Source organism: Lysobacter capsici, from assembly GCF_014779555.2.
Lineage (GTDB): Bacteria > Pseudomonadota > Gammaproteobacteria > Xanthomonadales > Xanthomonadaceae > Lysobacter > Lysobacter capsici.
Map to the genome: position 1 here is coordinate 5,335,587 of NZ_CP094357.1, position 17,003 is coordinate 5,352,589.

15 protein-coding genes are annotated in these 17,003 nt (G+C 68.7%); 8 read left to right on the forward strand and 7 right to left on the reverse strand.

The window, feature by feature from the left end:
- Window positions 1-81: 81 nt before the first annotated feature.
- From IEQ11_RS22045 to IEQ11_RS22055, 3 genes are all read right to left on the reverse strand, one after another.
- On the reverse strand, window positions 82-744 hold the full coding sequence (locus IEQ11_RS22045; RefSeq protein WP_228464478.1) for a VOC family protein: 663 nt from the start codon (window positions 742-744) through the stop codon (window positions 82-84).
- A 210-nt stretch (window positions 745-954) separates the two neighbouring features.
- Window positions 955-1,170 (reverse strand): hypothetical protein, encoded by a 216-nt coding sequence (locus tag IEQ11_RS22050; RefSeq protein ID WP_036106020.1) that lies wholly within the window; start codon window positions 1,168-1,170, stop codon window positions 955-957.
- Window positions 1,171-1,316: 146 nt separating this feature from the next.
- Window positions 1,317-2,012: a TlpA family protein disulfide reductase gene (locus IEQ11_RS22055; RefSeq protein WP_191821226.1), complete on the reverse strand. Its 696-nt coding sequence runs from the start codon at window positions 2,010-2,012 to the stop codon at window positions 1,317-1,319.
- A gap of 547 nt (window positions 2,013-2,559) precedes the next feature.
- On the opposite strand from IEQ11_RS22055, the gene IEQ11_RS22060 reads away from it, so the two are divergent.
- The 4 genes from IEQ11_RS22060 (at window position 2,560) to IEQ11_RS22075 (ending at window position 8,260) form a co-directional block, all read left to right on the forward strand.
- Complete coding sequence (locus tag IEQ11_RS22060; RefSeq protein ID WP_191821225.1) at window positions 2,560-3,219, forward strand: hypothetical protein; 660 nt, start codon at window positions 2,560-2,562, stop codon at window positions 3,217-3,219.
- Between the two features lie 300 nt (window positions 3,220-3,519).
- Complete coding sequence (locus IEQ11_RS22065) at window positions 3,520-4,797, forward strand: acyltransferase family protein (protein WP_191821224.1); 1,278 nt, start codon at window positions 3,520-3,522, stop codon at window positions 4,795-4,797.
- Between the two features lie 171 nt (window positions 4,798-4,968).
- Window positions 4,969-5,547: an ECF-type sigma factor gene (locus IEQ11_RS22070; protein WP_046658084.1), complete on the forward strand. Its 579-nt coding sequence runs from the start codon at window positions 4,969-4,971 to the stop codon at window positions 5,545-5,547.
- Between the two features lie 16 nt (window positions 5,548-5,563).
- Window positions 5,564-8,260, forward strand: a complete 2,697-nt coding sequence (locus tag IEQ11_RS22075) for a serine/threonine-protein kinase (protein ID WP_191821223.1) — start codon at window positions 5,564-5,566, stop codon at window positions 8,258-8,260.
- Window positions 8,261-8,372: 112 nt separating this feature from the next.
- Here the strand turns inward: IEQ11_RS22075 and IEQ11_RS22080 are convergent, their stop codons facing one another.
- Window positions 8,373-9,209: a hypothetical protein gene (locus tag IEQ11_RS22080; RefSeq protein ID WP_191821222.1), complete on the reverse strand. Its 837-nt coding sequence runs from the start codon at window positions 9,207-9,209 to the stop codon at window positions 8,373-8,375.
- A gap of 582 nt (window positions 9,210-9,791) precedes the next feature.
- Between IEQ11_RS22080 and IEQ11_RS22085 the strand changes: the two genes are divergently transcribed.
- The gene (locus tag IEQ11_RS22085) at window positions 9,792-10,916 is read left to right on the forward strand and encodes a serine hydrolase domain-containing protein (protein WP_051547291.1); all 1,125 of its coding nucleotides are present in this window, start codon (window positions 9,792-9,794) and stop codon (window positions 10,914-10,916) included.
- Here IEQ11_RS22085 and IEQ11_RS22090 read toward each other — a convergent pair.
- On the reverse strand, window positions 10,900-12,549 hold the full coding sequence (locus tag IEQ11_RS22090) for a winged helix-turn-helix transcriptional regulator (protein ID WP_191821221.1): 1,650 nt from the start codon (window positions 12,547-12,549) through the stop codon (window positions 10,900-10,902). The genes IEQ11_RS22085 and IEQ11_RS22090 overlap by 17 nt on opposite strands.
- A 290-nt stretch (window positions 12,550-12,839) precedes the next feature.
- Between IEQ11_RS22090 and IEQ11_RS22095 the strand changes: the two genes are divergently transcribed.
- On the forward strand, window positions 12,840-13,103 hold the full coding sequence (locus tag IEQ11_RS22095; protein WP_096416449.1) for a hypothetical protein: 264 nt from the start codon (window positions 12,840-12,842) through the stop codon (window positions 13,101-13,103).
- Window positions 13,104-13,273: 170 nt separating this feature from the next.
- On the opposite strand, the gene IEQ11_RS22100 is transcribed toward IEQ11_RS22095, so the two are convergent.
- A complete protein-coding gene (locus IEQ11_RS22100) occupies window positions 13,274-14,737 on the reverse strand; it encodes an MFS transporter (protein WP_191821220.1) in 1,464 nt (487 codons plus the stop codon).
- A 101-nt stretch (window positions 14,738-14,838) separates the two neighbouring features.
- Between IEQ11_RS22100 and IEQ11_RS22105 the strand changes: the two genes are divergently transcribed.
- Entirely contained in the window at window positions 14,839-15,762 is a 924-nt protein-coding gene (locus tag IEQ11_RS22105) for a LysR substrate-binding domain-containing protein (protein ID WP_191821219.1), read from the forward strand.
- A 7-nt stretch (window positions 15,763-15,769) separates the two neighbouring features.
- Here the strand turns inward: IEQ11_RS22105 and IEQ11_RS22110 are convergent, their stop codons facing one another.
- Window positions 15,770-16,312 (reverse strand): DUF2058 domain-containing protein, encoded by a 543-nt coding sequence (locus tag IEQ11_RS22110; RefSeq protein WP_191821218.1) that lies wholly within the window; start codon window positions 16,310-16,312, stop codon window positions 15,770-15,772.
- 138 nt (window positions 16,313-16,450) lie between these two features.
- Here IEQ11_RS22110 and IEQ11_RS22115 point away from each other — a divergent pair, with 138 nt between their 5' ends.
- Window positions 16,451-16,924, forward strand: a complete 474-nt coding sequence (locus IEQ11_RS22115) for a hypothetical protein (protein WP_191821217.1) — start codon at window positions 16,451-16,453, stop codon at window positions 16,922-16,924.
- Window positions 16,925-17,003 lie beyond the last annotated feature (79 nt).

Here is a 17,003-nt window from a genome sequence, read left to right on the forward strand (position 1 = left end):
ACGGCCGGTGGCCGATACGTTGGAGCAGAGGCCGCCGATGACGCCCAGGATCGTGGCGCCCGGCTGGCCTTGGCAATGCGCTCAGCCCAGTTCCTGGGCGAGTCCGATCAGAATCCCTTCCGGCCCGCGGATATAGCAAAGGCGATAAACATTTTGATAGTCGACCACCTCGCCTACGAGCTGCGCGCCGCGCGTGCGCAGCCTGGCGAGCGTCTCGTCGAGATCGTCGACGGCGAACATCACCCGCAGATAGCCCAGCGCATTGACCGGCGCGGTGCGGTGATCGGCGACCACGCTTGGCCTGAGAAAGCGCGAGAGCTCGAGCCGGCTGTGGCCGTCGGGCGTGCGCATCATCGCGACCTCGACATGCTGATCGCCCAGGCCGGTGACGCGTCCGGCCCATTCGCCTTCGATCGAGCCGCGCCCTTCCAGTTCCAGGCCGAGTTCGCGAAAGAAATCGACCGTCGCTTCGAGGTCCTCGACGACGATTCCGACGTTGTCCATCCGCTTGAGCGCCATGTTTTCAGTCTCCAAGGTGTCGTTCGGCCTGACAACGGGCTTGACGCCCGCGCCACCGGCGGATGATGCCATGCGGATACGCGCGGGTGTCCGCGCCGCGTCCGGCTTGCACTCGATTTCGATACCGGCGAATGGCTCGCAAGCTAGCGCTTCGGCGGTCGAGCGCGATGCGTCCCTTGCGCGGACGCAAGACGCGACCGCTCGCGTCGAATGCCCGGACGGCAACCGTGGCGCTTGCGATGCGTCGCCGCATCGATGATCGCGTCGCGGTCGAAGTCCGCTTCGCCGAGCGGTCAGGCGATCGATCTGCCGCCGGCCTGCGAGGACCGGCGGCAGTCACGCTTGCGTCGGCGATACCGACATCCGCGAGGCATCAACCTATGTCGCGACCCATCGCCGCGACCGCGACGATCCCGCCGCGGCATGCCCGGCGTTTCAAGGCGCCGCGCAGCACAGGCAGTTCTTGCCGTCCGGGGTCAGATCGCCGCCCGGGATGCCGCAGCGCGAGCGGCAGGCGATCGTCTGGCAGCGCGCCTTGAGGCCGTCGCCGCTGGACAGATCGTTGGCGAACACCTGGGAAAATCCGAATCCCATGGCGGTCGAGAACAACGCGGCGATCAGTACGTTACGAATGCGGGTGTTGCGCTTCATCGTCTTTCTCCCTGATGTTTCGCTCCGCCCTTCCAGGACGGATGCGAACGCGATGGTTCGGGCCGGTGGCGGCCCTGCAATCCGGCGCGGCGCGACCGCCTGCGTCCGGCAACGGGTCGTCCCTGACCCGTGAAGCGCCCTGCCTTTCAGGGCGACTCCTTGTTCGCGACCCGCGCGGCGGAGCCGCCGGATCGTTTGGGCGGGTCCAGCGCCGCCAGCACCGCGCGCAGATCCGCCGCTTCGTCGATCACGCCCATGCGCGCATGACGCACGCGCCCGTCCGCGCCGATCACCAGCAGCAGCGGCACGCTGTGCGCGCGGAACAGCATCGCGGTGCGCACCTCGCTGTTGGCGACGATAGGAAACGCCAGCGCATGCGCGCGTGCGTAGGCGCCCGCATCGGCGGCGCTCGCGCTGGCCACGCCGATGATTTCGGCGCGGCCCTTCGACGCCATCGGCACCTGCGCGGCGATCGCCTTGACCATCGGCAACGAGGCCAGGCAATGCGGGCAGGTGGTGCTGAAGAAGTACAGCAGCTGGTAATCCGCGCGCGGCTCGCCGAGCACCACCGCGCTACCGTCCAAGGCGGTCAGCGCGACCTTCGGCACGTACATGCCGACATAGGGGTCGTTGACGCGCTCGATCAGGCCGCGACGCTCCTGACGCAGCTCGCGCAACTGCCAGGCGAGTGTCAGCACCAGCGCGCAGGCCAGCAACAGGCCCAGCGTCAACAGCAGCGACACGCCGCGCGCGGGCCTGGCCGCGGATGCGGATGCGGAATCGGCGCGGGCGCCGCGGACCACCGCGTGAATCTGCCGAGGGCCGGATACGGACGAACTCATGGCCTCACCGGCCCTGCGCGCACGTCATCGGCAACGCACGACGCGTGCGCGAGGCGCGCGCGCATCGCGCGACGAGGCGCGCGCTCGAAACAATCCGATGAAACCGGCAACCCCGCGGCGCCCGATGCACGATCGGGCTCGCAATACACGAACGTGGTCAACTCGACCTCCTTGTCGCAATGGCGCGCCCCGGCGCCGCATGCGGCCGCCGCATTCCCCACGCCGCGCCCGAGCCTGGACTATGCCGCAGCCAGCGCCACGGCTCGTGCCGACGGTCACATATCGCGATCGTGCAAGCGGTCGCAGTCATGCATCGGCCGTGGCTTGGCTATCCGCCATCGTTCGCAGCTGCGCGCGGCGTGTCGTCGCTACCGGATTGCACGGTCCGCATCGTCGGCGAAGCGATGGCGCGATCGCGATGTCGGTTTTTCCGTCCGCGTTACGAACTACCCGTGGATGACCGGCCGCGGCGGCTCGCATGCCGTCCGCGCCGAATCCGGCTCCCGACGGAGCCGTTCCTTTCCAACCTCGTTCACGGAGATCCACAATGAAGTATCAGGCACCGTTCGCTGCCGTCGTCCTGGCTTTCACCCTGTCCTTGACCTGGACCTGTGCGTCCGCGCAAACCGCGTCCAACAACCCGATGGACGGCGTCGGCGTCGCCCATAACAGTTACGCCGGCTGCGTCGTCGCCCAGGACCCGCGCAGCCAGCGCAGTCCGGTCGAGGTGATGATCAACGAATGCGGCTACCCGACCGTGCGACCGCGCGACGAAGCCATCGCCTACTACACCGCGTTCGTCGAACAGGCGCATACCGACCGCGCGCTGTCGCTGACCGCCAACCTCGCGCCCTACCGCAAGCACTTCAGCGTCGCGCAATACGCCTACTTCGAAAACGCCGAGCGCATCCTGGCCACGTCTCGCGATGCCGACGAGGCCGACAGGAAACTGGTCGATCTGGAAAACGCCGCGGTCACGCAGCTGGGCCGCAGCGACACCGACAAGGTCGTGCTCGGCGGACTGAGCACCTTGCGGCGCTCGCTCCAGCTGTGGGGCCTTTCCAGCGTGGTCACGGCCGGGCCGATCGAGATCGCCGCCGCCGATGCGGCGGGTTTCGTCGTCGGGTTTCTGCTGGCGACCGAAAACAAGCTCGAAGCGGCGGTGGCCAATGCCGTGGAGCAGTCGGTGAAGGCGGCGCTGCGCTGAGCCTTGCGGCGTAGCCGGGATCGGGCTCCGCCTTCCGGAGCCCGGTCTTTCGCCGGCAACGATGCATCCGTTGCCGGCGCATGCCGCCGGTCGCGCCGTCGCCGGCAATCGTCTCGACTGACCCGAACCATCGGCGTAACCGCGCAAACCATGCGCTGCGTCCGATCCGGGAAGTGACCGCGCCAGCGGGCCGGAAACCCGCCGCGCGTACCGGCGGAGAACCGTGATCCACCCGGCAAACACCGGTCGCCGACGCCGATAGTCTCGGCCGTTATCCCCTTCCGGCTCACGGCATCCGACATGGTCGACATCCATCACGCAGGGCCGTACTTCGCGATGATGCTGGCGGCTCTCGCATTCGCCTCGTTACCGTTGTTCCGCGGCGCCGACCGCGACGGGCCGCAGCCGGGCAAGCGCACCGACACCCTCGACGGCTTGCGCGGCTTCCTGGCCCTGAGCGTGTTCGCGGCGCATACGGTCGTGCATTACGAATACCTGCGCAGCGGCGTGTGGAAGCCGTCGAGCGCGCAGTTCTACAACGTCGCCGGATTGCTGGGCGTGTGCCTGTTCTTCATGGTCACCGGCTTTCTGTTCTGGACCAAACTGCTCAAGGCCGGCGGCCGCCCGGGCTGGCGGGCGCTGTACATCGGCCGGGTGTTCCGGCTGGGGCCGGTGTATCTGGTGGTGGTGCTGACGATGATCGGCGTGGTCGCCTATCGCACCGGCTTTCGCCTGCAGGTGCCGGCGTCGGAAGCGATCGCCTCGACCTCGGCCTGGCTCGCGCTCGGCATCGTGCCGCCGCCGCCGACGATCAACGGTTATGCCGACACCGGCACCATCCTCGCCGGAGTGACCTGGACCTTGTTCTTCGAATGGCTATTCTATTTCTCGTTGCCGCTGCTGGCGGTGTTCGTGCGCCGCGGCCGGCATCTGGCGTTCAGCGGTGGACTGGTCGCGGCCTGTCTGCTGATCATCGTCGCGGCGACCTGGAACGGCGGTTTCGTCGCCGGGGTCAAACCGCGTCCGGTGCTGATGCTGGCGGTGCTGGCCGAACTGATCCTGCTGTTCGCCTCGGGCATGTTCGTCGCCTCGCTGTTGCATGCCGGCATCGGCGAACGTCTGCGCCTGCAGCGGCGGCGCTGGGCGGTGCTCGCCCTGCTGTGCCTGGCGCTGGTGTTCGCGGCGATGCTCGACATGCGCAACCTCGGGATGCTGTCCTTGCTCGCGCTGTGCCCGCTGGCCGCGACCTTCCTGTGGATCGTGTGTTCGGGCAACCGTTTGTTCGGGGTGTTGGCGTGGCCGGCGTCGCGCCGGCTGAGCAGCCTGAGCTACGGCATCTACCTGGGCCAGGGGCTGGCGCTGCTGGCGGTGTTCGCGATTCCGGGCGTCAAGGCCTATGCGATGAGCGGCACGCTGGCGTTCTGGCTGGTCAACACCGCGTGCGCGCTGGTGCTGGTGACCGGCGCGCTGGCGGTCTATCTGTGGATCGAGGAACCGGGCATCCGCATGGGCAGACGCTGGGCGCGGCGGCTGCGCGCGCGCTCCGACGCGCTGGTGCCGCTGGCCTCGACCGGCTAGCCGCGCGGGCATCGCCGCGCGCGCGGCGGCATCGGCAACGACGCGATCGCCGCATAACGTCGGAACGCGGCCGTGGCGGTCAGCGGTGGTGTGCAACTCGGCACACACGGCATAAATGGCTCACCCGAAACCGAAGCGGTATGCTGCGCCCTCCCGACCGGCGCCGCCTCGATGACCGCCGCTGTTCCACCCGACATCACTCAGCTGTTGCAAAGTTGGCGCGCGGGCGATTCCGACGCCGAAACGCAATTGCTCGAACAGATCTACCCGGTGCTGCGCCGTCTGGCCCAGCAGCGCCTGACCCGCAGCGGGCAGCTGACCCTGGTCGCCACCGAACTGGCGAACGATGCCTATTTCAAGTTGGTCGAACAGCGCGAGGCGGAGTTCCACAACCGCGTGCATTTCTATGCGATCGCCGCGCACGTGATCCGCCGGCTGCTGGTCGACCACCTGCGCGAACGTTCCGCGCTCAAGCGCGGCGGCGATGTCCTGCGCGTCACCCTGCAGGCCGGGCAGGAGGTCGCCGCGGTCACCCCCGATCTGGCCGACGCGCTCGACCTCGATCGCCTGCTCGAACGCCTGGAACGCATCAACGCGCGCGCCGCCAAGGGCGTGGAGTTGCGGTTCTTCGGCGGCCTGACCATCGAAGAGACCGCCGAGGCGATCGGCGTCTCGCTGCCGACCGCCAAGCGCGACTGGCAATTCGCCCGCGCCTGGCTGCACGGCCAACTGTCCCCGCCGACTCCCTGATCCCGGGCCGTTCGCCATGCAGACTTCCACTTCGATCTGGTCGCAGGCCGCCGACGTGTTCGTGCGCGCGCTGGATCTCGACCCGGCGCAGCGCGAGGCCTTCATCGAGCAACAATGCGCGGGCCAAACCGATCCGGCCGCATTGCGCGAGGCGGTGCAGCGCCTGATCGACGCGCACCACAGCCTGGACGAATCCGCCGATGCGGACGCGTCCGACGCCTGGCAGGACGCGGCCGCCGCGGCCGCCGCGCAATGGATCGAACACGACGCCGAACAGCTCGAACCGGGCAGCCGCGCCGGGCCGTTCGTGATCGAACGCGAGCTCGGCGTCGGCGGCATGGGCCGGGTGTACCTGGCGCGGCGCGGGATCGACGAGGGCGAGCAACGCGTGGCGCTCAAGGTCGCCGCGTTCCATCGCCTGGCGCCGCAGGTGCGCCAGCGCCTGCGGCGCGAGCGGCAACTGCTGGCGACGCTGGAGCATCCCAACATCGCGCGGCTGATCGACGCCGGCGAGCTGCCGCCGGACCGGCCCTACTTCGCCATGGAGTACGTCGACGGCGAACCGATCGTGCAGCATTGCGACCGCCTCGAACTGCCGCTGCGCGCGCGCATCGAACTGGTCGTGCAGGTGCTGTCGGCGGTGGAGTACGCGCATCAACGGCTGGTGCTGCATCGCGATATCAAGGCCGGCAACGTGCTGGTCGACCGCGACGGCCGGCCCAAGCTGCTCGACTTCGGCATCGCCAAGGCGCTGACCGGGGCCGACGCGCCGGTCAGCATGGCCACCGCCGACGCGCAGGCGTTCTTCTCGCCGGCCAGCGCCGCGCCCGAGCAGGTGCTCGGCGCCGCCACCGGCGTGGCCACCGACGTCTACGCGCTCGGCGCGTTGATGTACGAACTGTTCGCCGGCGAATTGCCGCTGACCCTGGAAGACGCCAACCCGGCGCTGATGGCGCACGCGATCGTGCACACCGTCCCGGCCCTGCCCAGCCGCGCGGTGGCGCGGCTGGACAAGCAGTCGCCCGAACGCGCCGCGCAGATCGCGCGCCATCGCCACTGCGCCACCGCCAGGGCATTGGTCCGGCAATTGCAGGGCGACCTGGATGCGATCGTCGCGCGCTGCCTGCGCAAGGAACCCGAGCAACGCTACGCCAGCGTCGAACGCCTCGCCGCCGATCTGCGCGCGGTGCTGGAATCGCGGCCGATCGCCGCGCGCCGCACCGAGTCGCTGTACCGGCTGGGCAAGTTCGCGCGCCGCCATGTCGCCGCGCTGAGCCTGGCCGCGATCGCCTGCGCGCTGACCGTCGGCTTCGTCACCAGCACCGTGCTGCAGTCGCGGCAACTCGCGATCGCCCGCGATCGCGCCGAAGCGCGACGCGCCCAGGCCGAAGACGTCACTCAATTCATGATCGACCTGTTCCGCGCCTCCGACCCGGCCCAGGCGCGCGGCCGCGATCCGGGCGCGCGCGAGTTGCTGGCGCGCGGCTCGCAGCGCCTGCAGGCGATCGACGATCCCGAAACCCATGCCGCATTGGCCGCGGCGATCGCCGACATCGACCTGTCGCTGGCCGACTACGACGGCGCCGAGCGGCATTCGGCCGAAGCACTGCGACTGTTGCAAGGCCTGCCGCGCGCCGACCCGACCGACTTGCGCGCGGTCTACCGCTTGCGCGCGCGCGTGGCCATGACCCGCGCCGACTACCCGCGCGCGCGCGGCCATCTCGAGCAGGCCCTGCGGGCGCTGCCCGACGCCGCCAGCGGCGACAGCGCCGCGATCGCCGACGAGCGCCTGTTGCTGCGACGTCTGCAGGCCGAACTGGAACAGGCGCAAGGACGCCTGGATATCGCCCTGCGCCTATGGGAATCGGTCGACGGCGAATACCAGCGCCGTTACGGCAACCGCGACCTGCGCAGCATCGAGACCCGCCAGGGCTGGGTCAGCGCCTTGCGCGCATCGGGCCAGCAAGCGCGCGCGGCGCTGCTGCTGGCGCAATTGCCGGCGCTGGAGGCGAACGCGCAACCCGACACCCCGGAGGCGGCCGAATCGCTGTACAACCAGGCGCGGCAAAAACGCGAGCAGGGCGACTACCCCGCCGCCGAGCGCCTGGCCCAGGAATCGCTGCGGGTCAGGCTGAAACTGTACGGCGAACGCCACGGCTACACCGCGTCCGCACTCAACCAGCTCGGCACCATCGCCCAGGCGCGCGGCGACTACGCCACCACCGCGGCCTATTTCGAGCGCGCGTTGCAGATCAAGCGCGAACTCAAGGGCGAGCAGCATCCGCACGTGGCTTCGGCCGAATACAACCTCGGCCTGCTGCAGCATATGTATCTGCACGATCCGGTCGGCGGCGAAAAGCACCTGCGCAAGGCCGTGGAGATCGCCACCGTCGCCACGCCGGAACACATGAACTTGGCGATGTACCGTCTGGCCTGGGCGATGGCGCTGCACGACCTGGGTCGCGACGCGCAGGCGCGCGCGGTGCTGGCCCCGGCGATCGAGCGATTCAAGCCGATGCCCGGGCATGCCGCGAACCTCGCCCTGGCGCAGGCCGAAACGCTGTGCCTGAGCGATCTGCCGACGCCGGCGAACGCGGCGCGCGAACTGGCCGGCGCGCTGGCGGTGATCCGTACCGATTTCGCCGCCGACAACCCGCGCGTGCTGCGCCTGCAAGCCTGCCAGACGCGCCTGGACGCGCTCGCCAAGCGCTGAGCGCGCACGGTCGGGGCGTATCGGGGCGTGCCGCGGTCCATCGGGACGATTCGCGCAATCGATCTGGACCGATCACCACCGGTCCAGATCGATCACAGTCGCGCGAATTTGCTCAGTACTGCGATTCGGGCGTAGTCGGATCCGACGGCGCCACCGGTTCGTCCGGCAGTCCCCTTGGTGCCGGCACCGGCTTCGACCACAGGTAGCGGAACGCATCCGGCCATCCGAGGCTCACCTGCGTACCGCTCTGGGTCGGCGCGCCGAGCAGCAGCGAATTGCGCAACCGCACCGGCTTCCAGCTCGCCGACGGCAACGGGAAACGCACTTCCTGCAACTGTTCGCCGGTCCACACGCCGACGACGACCGCGCCGGAAACCCACTTCAGGTATGCCGACTGGTTTGTCACGTCGGCGCCGCCCAGGACGATGCTTCTGTGATCGAGCCATACCGGCTCGAGCCGGGACGGGGTGGCGTACGACCAGTCCGGCGCGGGCGACTGCAGCCAGTCGAGCATCACACTGACCTCTCCCTCCTTGCGCCGCAGCGATATCGCCAGCATGCGCTCGACCCCGTACTTGTCGGTCGGCCGGAACGACCATTCGATCATCCGCGCTTCGGACGGCTGCGACGTGTCCATGCCCAGTTTGAAGTCATGGATGTCCCAGCCGATTTCCACCTCGTTGAGTGGGTTGCGCAGGCGGCCCAGCAGCGTATCGCTGAAGCCGATGTCGCGAATGCCGCGGGGAACTTGGCTCGGCAGCATATCGAGCATGCTGAGGGTGTAGACCAGATTGACTTCGCACGAGCCGCTGCCCGGGCCGGTGACCGATTCCGTGTCTCCCGGTGGCTTGGGTCCACTGCCGCGGTCGTCGCAGAATTCTTCGCCCGCCCAGGCGGGTCCGACCGCCAGCGATACGGCAATGGCGAGCAGTCCTAGCATCTTCTTCATGGGAGCCTACTTGTCATGTTGAATAAGTGAGAAAGAGCCACGCGCCGCGACGGCGATCCTTGCGACACCGCGACGCGCAACCTGGAACCACCCGATCCGCCCGGCGCGGACCGACCACCACCACCCCGGCACCCGGTCGCCGTGCCGGCCGACCGATGCGCGTCCGACCCGCGGCCGCCGTTGCGTGTCAGGCGCAACGGGTCCGCGGACAGGCCGCCCGATCGGCACCGACCGGGCGCAGCCGGATCGGTCCGGAGCCTCGGCGACGTCGAGCGTCCTGTGACGATAAACACGTAATCGACGTGAGGAACGGCTCATCGCGTGTCGCCATCGCCCGACGCCGCTCCGCCATCGCCGCTAACGCGCGCGGCCGCGCATCTCCCTACGCCGGGACGGGCGCCCGGTATCCGATCGGTCCGGGCTCGCCAAGCCGTTCGCGCTCGCGCGCCCCGCCCGGCGCCCGCGCCCGCCTGCCCGCAAACCCATGCCGCGCAAGGCCTTCATAATTCTTCATCCAGGTTTCAGGCACTTCATCCGGCGATCGTCCGCAATCGGGTTTCCTCATCGCTCGGAACCTCGATCATGCGTTCACGCTTCAGTTGCCTGACCCTCCCGCTGCTCGCCCTGCTCGCCGCCGCCCCCGGTCTGGCCGGTGCCTATCAACCGCCGCAGGCGCGCGACGACGGCTGGGCGGTCGCCGACGCCGCCGCCCAGGGCTGGCAGGTCGAACGCTTCGGCGAACTCGAAGCCGCCATCGCCAAGGGCACCTTCGCCGACGTCACCAGCATCGTCGTCGCCAAGGACGGCAAGCTGGTCTACGAGGCCTACTTCAACAAGGGCGGCCCCGACGTCCTCAACGATGTGCGCTCGGCGACCAAGAGCGTCACCTCGCTCCTGGTCGGCGCGGCCATCGACCGCGGCCTGATCCCCAACGCCCAGGCCGGCGTGTACGGCTACTTCGCCGACAAGCGCCCGTGGCGGAACCCGGATCCACGCAAGGACAAGTTCACCCTCGAAGACCTGCTGACCATGAGTTCGCTGTGGGACTGCGACGACGACAACCCGTTCTCCGACGGCAACGAAGAACGCATGTATGTGCGCGAGGATTGGACCGGCTTCGTCCTGGGCCTGCCGATCAAGGGCTTCGCGCCGTGGATGACGCGTCCGGAAAACAGCCCGCACGGACGTTCGTTCTCGTACTGCACCGCCGGCAGCTTCCTGCTCGGCGCGGTGGTCGAACGCGCGAGCGGGCAGCCCTTGCAGACCTTCGCCGCGCAAGCCCTGGAACAACCGCTGGGCATCACCCGTTCGCAGTGGAACCGTTCGCCCGAAGGCGTCGGCATGGGCGGCGGCGGCACCCGCTATCGCAGCCGCGACCTGGCCAAGCTCGGACAGATGGTCGCCGACGGCGGACGCTGGCAGGGCAAGACGGTGATATCGAAAGCCTGGATCGACGCCGCGCTGAGCGTGCATGCGCAGGCGCGCGACGACGCCGACTACGGCTATCAGTTCTGGCGCTTCCGCTTTCCGCTGCACGGCCAGCAGACCGGGGTGTGGGCGATGTCGGGCAACGGCGGCAACTACGTGTTCATCCTGCCCGAGCAGCGCCTGGTCGCGGTGCTGACCCGGACCGCGTTCAATCAGCGCAACGCCCATCCGCAATCGCAGCAGTTGTTCGCCGACTATCTGCTCAAGGCGATGCCGTAAGCCGCGCCAGCAACTCGCGCGGCACCTGGCGGTTTTGGTCGGCCACGCGCTGGTGGATGAGGTCGAGCGAACGCGCGAACTCGGGATGCGCGGCCAGCGGCCGGAACAGCGGCGAGGCGCCGAGGTAATCGGCGTCGCGATAGCCTTCGTCGACCGCGCGCTGCACGTCGAGCAGCGCGGCGGCGGAGTCGCCGCTGCCGGCGTGCAGCAAGGCCACTTCCAGCCAGTCGGAGGGATAGCCCGCGCCTTTTTGCAGATACTCGCTGGACTCGTTGGCGCGATCGCGCAGAGCCTCGGGTTTGGCCGGCGAGCCGTACAGATCGACCAGGGTCCGCGGCAGGCTCGCCTGCGGCCGCAATGCGGCGGCGCGCGCGAATGCCGTCGCCGCATCTTTGCGATCGCCGCGCACCAACGCCAGCTCGCCGGCCAGCAGATGCAGGTCGGCGTGTTCGGTGCCGCGTTGCAAGGCCTGGTCCAGCGCGCGCCGCGCTTCGGTCAGGCGGCCGTGGCGGAACAGGAACCGCGGCCAGGCGATATTGGAAAACACGTTGTCCGGGTACAGCCGGAAACTTTCGCGATATCGCGCTTCGGCCGCCTGGGGATAACCGAGCAGGTCCAGGTTGCTGGCGATCTGCAGTTGCAGAAAACGCACCCGCGCCGGATCGCCGCGCAGCGAGGTGTTGGCGATCAAGGCATCGGCGAGGCGGCCCTTGCGGTCGTACAGATACGCGGCCGAGGCGCGGGTGGCGTCGTTCGTCGGGTCCAGGCGCAGCGCCTGTTCGTAACCGGCCAGCGCGTCGTTGAGGCGTCCACGGCAATCGTGCGAATAGCCCAGCGCGGCGTAAGCGGCGGCATCGTTCGGATCGGCGGCGATCGCGGCCTGGGCCAGGGTCTGCGCGCGCACCGCCCATTCGGGCGCGAAATTGAACAGGCATACGCGCGCACTGTAGGCGCGGCTCAATCCGACCTGGGCGGCGCGGTCGCGCGGGGTTTCCTGCAAGGCCTGTTGATACAGCGCGATCGCGCGTTCGTTGTTGTCGCGCTGACCGAGGCTGGCGTAGTACTCGGCGCGCTGGGTCAGGCTTTGCGGCGTTGTGGCGATGGGCGCGGCCGCGGGCAAGGTCGCCGAGCGGCTGTGCCATACGCCGATGCCGATGCCGGCGAGCGACAGCAGCGCGACCGCCGCGATCCACGGCGCGAGTCGCCGCGTCGTCGACGGCGATGGGTCTGCAGGCCCGCTCACGGGCTCGCTTACAGGCTCGTCCGCGGGTATCGCCTCGGGCGCGTCGCGCAGCCGCTCGGGCCGCACGCACAACTGATAACCGCGTCCGCGCACCGAGCGCAGATAGCGCGGATCGCGGCCGTCGTCGCCCATCGCCTGACGCAGCAGCTTGACCCGCTGGGTCACGGTTTCCTCGTTGACCACCGCCGGCGCCCAGACCTGTTCGATCAGTTCGTCGAACCCCACCACGCGATCGCCCTGCGCGATCAGATACGCCAGCAACTGGAAACTCAGCCCCGAGACCTTGAGCGCCACGCCGTCGCGCTCGACCCGCTGCCCGACCGTGTCGACGATCAGGTCGGCCAGGGCGTAGCGGCCGGCAACGGGCGCGGAAGGAGCGGCATCGGCCATGCGGGTCGTCGCTGCGTAGGGAACTGGAGTTTAACAGTCCGTTCCCGACCGCCCGCGCGTCGGCCTGTGGTTCGCGCGCGCCACGGCGCCGTGTCGGGTTTTGCCCGCTCGCTACGAACTGGGTCGTGTGCGCCGACGCAGCGACCGCGTACCGCACAGCGCGTCGGGCCGCGGCCGGTCGGGCGGGCGGTCACGGCCGGCGACGGCCGGACCCGGGCCTATCACCGGACCGCGTCCCCAGGACGTTCACCGGCGCACATCCGTTCGCCGCTACCTCATGGAGAGAACCTATGAAAAAACCCTACAGAAGCTTGATTCTTGCGATCGCGGCGACGGCGTTGTCGGCCGGCATCGTGTTCAACCTGTCGGCGCAACCGGGCGCCTATGTCGAGATACGGACCTACCGCGACACCGGCGGCACGGTGCAGGGCGTGCGCTATATCAGCCACGGCTGCGCCGATCCGCAACCCGCGGGCTGGGGCCGGGCCATCGGCCTGTACACCTCGCAGCAGAGCATGTGTTTCGCCCTGCCGCCGCCGGGCGGCGGGCTGTGATCCATCAGTCGTGACCGTGGGCTTGTGATGCACGGTGGCGGCCATGGCGTCGCGGGACGGGTCCCCAACACCCGTCCCGTTACGTTGCGGCGATACGCGGCCGCGGCCCGCATCATCGTCGCGATGCTACCGACACGAGACCGAGCTGCGCTCTCGCGCTTGCGTCGCCTTCAACCCCGCTTACGCAGCAACTGCGCAAGCAAGGTCAGCACCGCGAACACCAGGATCACGACCACGCCTGGAACCAGCATCGACAGCTGCGTCGCCGGCGCGATCGCCGCGGTCACCACCGCCAGGCCGCAGGCGCCGCCCACCTGCAACGAACTGTTGAGCAAGCCGGCCGCGAGCCCCTGCTCCTCGTCGTCGACGCCGTTGGTGCCGGCGACCATCAACGCCGAAATGCTCAGCGCGAACCCCACGCCCCACAGCACCGAGGCGGGCAGCAGCACGGTCCACAGATCCGGCCGCGGGCCGATGCGCAGCATCAGCAGATAGCACGGCACGAACGCGAGCAAGCCGACCCGCAGCACCTTGTCGACGCCGAACCGGCTGATCGCCGCGCCGAGTTTCGGCCCGAGAATCACCACCATCAGCCCGGCCGGCAGCAGCACCAGCGCCATCTGCCACGGTTGCCAGCCGTGCAGGTTCTGCAGGTACAAGGCGATCAGGAATTGAAAGCCCATCGCGCCGCCGTACAACAACGCGGCGCTGAGATTGGCGGCGACCAGTCCGCGATTGCGGAAGATGCCGAGCCGGATCAGCGGATGCCTGGACTTGCGTTCGATCAGATAGAAACCGAACAGCGACAGCGCCGACACCACGAAACCGGCGATCGTACGCGGCGCGATCCAACCCACGTGTTCGGCCGACACCAGAGTGAACACCAGCAGCAGCATGCCGCCGACCAGGGTCAACGCGCCGCCGAGGTCGAGCCGTACGGGTTCGCTGCGCGGCGGGTCCGGCGGCAGAAAACGCAACGCGGCCAACAACAGCAGCACCGCGACCGGAATCGGCAAAATAAAGATGTAGCGCCAGTCCAGCGCCGCGAGCAGGCCGCCGATCAACAAGCCGCTGGAATAACCCGAGGCTTCGAACAGATTGAAGATGCCGAACGCCTTGTTGCGATGCGGGCCTTCGGCGAAGGTCGTTGTCAACAGCGACATCGCCGCCGGTCCGGTGAAGCCCGCGGCCATGCCCTTGACGAAGCGCGAAACGATCAACAAACCGGCATCGCTGGCGAAGGCGCCGAGCACCGACACCAGCGCGAACACCGCCAGGCCGATCACCAGCACCCGCCGGCGTCCGAACAGATCGGCGCAGCGTCCGCCCAACAGCAGGAACCCGCCGAAAGCCAGGATATAGGCGCTGACGAACCATTGCGCGGTGGCCGCGCTGATCGCGAACTCGCGCTGTATCTCCGGGATCGCCACCGCGATCATCGAGATGTCCAGACCGTCGAGCAGGATCACCCCGCTGAAGATCAGCAAGGCGATCCAAGAACGCGCCGACCAGCGCACGCGATGGTCGCGCGGCGCGGATGCGTTTGTCGCGGATGCGGCCTCGACCGCGGCCGCGGCCGCGGGCAAAGCAACGCCGTCCCGCGGCGTTTCGCCCGGGTTCAAGCCAACCGACATGGGTTCACTCCAGTGTTTTCGTTGCCGCGATCATCGCCGCTTGTAGGCGCGCGCAAAAACGAGTAATTCTCAGCGCATCGTCAAACGCGGCTTGAAGATCGATGAATCGCATGCTGCCCGGCACCCGGGCGCTCAGGACCTTCGAAGCGGCCGCGCGCCATCTGAACTTCACCCGCGCCGCCGACGAAGTCGGCCTGACCCCGGCCGCGGTCAGCTACCAGATCAAGGAAATCGAAGAGCAACTGGGCCTGGTGCTGTTCGTCCGCACCAGCCGCAGCATCCAGCTGACCGCGGCCGGCGCGGTGCTGTTCGAAGCGACGGTCGACGCCCTGGGCACGCTGCAACGCGCGCTCGGCCGCGCGCGCAGCCTGGAACGCGGCTCGAGCCGGTTGCGCGTATCGCTCAGCGCCGGATTCGCCAGCAACTGGCTGTTGCCGCGGATGGCGCGGTTCAATGCCGCGCATCCAGATCTGCAACTAAGCTTCGACATCAGCGATGAACTGCGCGACTTCGAAGCCGACGATATCGACGTGGCGATCCGCTTCGGCACCGGCGACTACCCGCGGACGCGATCGCATCGCTTGTTCGACACGGTGGTGGTCGCTGTGTGCAGCCCGGCCCTGCTGACGAACGCGCCGGCGCCGAAAGAGCCGCGCGACCTGTCGCGGCACACCTTGTGCTATGTCGACTGGAAGACCGAACGCATGGTCTGGCCGAACTGGCGCATGTGGATGGCCGCGGCCGGCATCGACGATTTCGACGACAGCCGCTGCGTCGCCTTCGCCGATTCGGGCTATGTGGTGCAGACGGTGATCGACAGCGGCGCGATTGGCCTGGTCGATCTGGCGCTGATCGGCAACGACCTCGCCCAGGGCCGGCTGCTGCGATTGTTTGATATCGGCGTCCCGGTGGCGCCGGATTACGCCTATCACCTGGTCTATCCGGCAAGCGGCGACGACGATCCGCGCATCCAGGCGTTTACGCAGTGGATGCTCGATCAGGCCGGACAGGACGTCCAACGCTGACGAGCGATTACCAGATCAGATCGTCCGGCACCTGGAACTTGGCGTAGAACGCATCGTCGTCGCTGGCTTCGGTCGGCGCCGGCGCGGACGCGGCGTGGTCGAGCACGATCATCGACGGATCGCGCGCACTGACTTTCTCCGCGGCGGCGCGCGGCAACAGCTCATAGCCATCGTCGTGACGCGCGATCACCAGCGCGCCGCTCGCCAGCTGCGCGCGCAACGCCGGATTGATCCACACGCTCTTGATCGCCGCGCCATCGGTGAAGCGGTAGCTGATCTCGCCTTCGCGCTTGACCTTGTTCGTCTCGACGATCTGGCGGATCTGCGCGCGCAACTCGTGCGCGCGCGCCTGCGCATTGCGTTCGGCGGCCAATGCGCGATCGCGCTCGGCCCGTTCCGCCCGCGCGCGCTCGGCCTCGACCTGCTCGGCGCTGGGCGCGGCCGGCGCCTTGCCGTGGCGCTGCTTGGCCTGCTCGCGCGCGACCTGGGCGACCTGGGACTTCTTCACCAGGCCGGCTTTGAGCAATTGATCTTGCAGGGGATTTCGCATGCCCACGAGTCTAGTACGCGCGGCCGCCGGCCGGAAGCGGGCGAACCCGCGCCCCGCACGGCCTGGGCGATCCGTCCCGGCGGATTGACCCGTCCTCGCGCCCCGCACTGTAATGAATCCTCCCACCAGGCCGCCCCCATGCCCGCCTACGCCGTCACGCCCCGCCTGGCCCAGTTCGAAGGCGAACACCTGCCCGGCAACAGCGTGTGGCGATCCAGCCATGTGCATTACCTCAGCGACGCCGAACTGCCGCCGTACCGGATCGACGTCCGCGACGGCCTGCTGTACCGCGCCGACGGCAGCCTGTTCGATACCGCCGACTCGCACACCCACTGGAGCGGCCGGGGACGCGCGATCTTCGTCATGCACGGCGACGGCGCGATTTATTCGGCGAAGGAGCACTTGGTGGGCCGCTTTCATCACTCCAGCCTCGGCCAGGGCAAGCCGGTCGCCGGCGCGGGTGAACTGGAAGCGCGCGACGGCGTGCTGACCGCGATCACCGATCACAGCAGCCACTACTGCCCGCCGCGACGCTACACCGAGCAGGTATTGAGCGAACTGGCACGCGGCGGCGTGGACCTGACCCGGGTGATCCGGGAATTTCGCTACTGACCATCCCGCCGCGCCAGCGCGAATCGTTGTCGCGGCCGGTTCGTCCATCGAATTGCGTATTCCCCGTTGCTTACCGCTG

Bases quoted from the DNA above. Each gene is read 5' to 3' on its own strand.
- IEQ11_RS22070 (WP_046658084.1), top strand. From the start codon at position 4,969: ATGACCGCCGCTGTTCCACCCGACATCACTCAGCTGTTGCAAAGTTGG.
- IEQ11_RS22060 (WP_191821225.1), top strand. From the start codon at position 2,560: ATGAAGTATCAGGCACCGTTCGCTGCCGTCGTCCTGGCTTTCACCCTG.
- IEQ11_RS22115 (WP_191821217.1), top strand. From the start codon at position 16,451: ATGCCCGCCTACGCCGTCACGCCCCGCCTGGCCCAGTTCGAAGGCGAA.
- IEQ11_RS22105 (WP_191821219.1), top strand. From the start codon at position 14,839: ATGAATCGCATGCTGCCCGGCACCCGGGCGCTCAGGACCTTCGAAGCG.
- IEQ11_RS22095 (WP_096416449.1), top strand. From the start codon at position 12,840: ATGAAAAAACCCTACAGAAGCTTGATTCTTGCGATCGCGGCGACGGCG.
- IEQ11_RS22110 (WP_191821218.1), bottom strand. From the start codon at position 16,312: ATGCGAAATCCCCTGCAAGATCAATTGCTCAAAGCCGGCCTGGTGAAG.
- IEQ11_RS22055 (WP_191821226.1), bottom strand. From the start codon at position 2,012: ATGAGTTCGTCCGTATCCGGCCCTCGGCAGATTCACGCGGTGGTCCGC.
- IEQ11_RS22090 (WP_191821221.1), bottom strand. From the start codon at position 12,549: ATGGCCGATGCCGCTCCTTCCGCGCCCGTTGCCGGCCGCTACGCCCTG.
- IEQ11_RS22100 (WP_191821220.1), bottom strand. From the start codon at position 14,737: ATGTCGGTTGGCTTGAACCCGGGCGAAACGCCGCGGGACGGCGTTGCT.
- IEQ11_RS22085 (WP_051547291.1), top strand. From the start codon at position 9,792: ATGCGTTCACGCTTCAGTTGCCTGACCCTCCCGCTGCTCGCCCTGCTC.
- IEQ11_RS22050 (WP_036106020.1), bottom strand. From the start codon at position 1,170: ATGAAGCGCAACACCCGCATTCGTAACGTACTGATCGCCGCGTTGTTC.
- IEQ11_RS22065 (WP_191821224.1), top strand. From the start codon at position 3,520: ATGGTCGACATCCATCACGCAGGGCCGTACTTCGCGATGATGCTGGCG.
- IEQ11_RS22080 (WP_191821222.1), bottom strand. From the start codon at position 9,209: ATGAAGAAGATGCTAGGACTGCTCGCCATTGCCGTATCGCTGGCGGTC.
- IEQ11_RS22075 (WP_191821223.1), top strand. From the start codon at position 5,564: ATGCAGACTTCCACTTCGATCTGGTCGCAGGCCGCCGACGTGTTCGTG.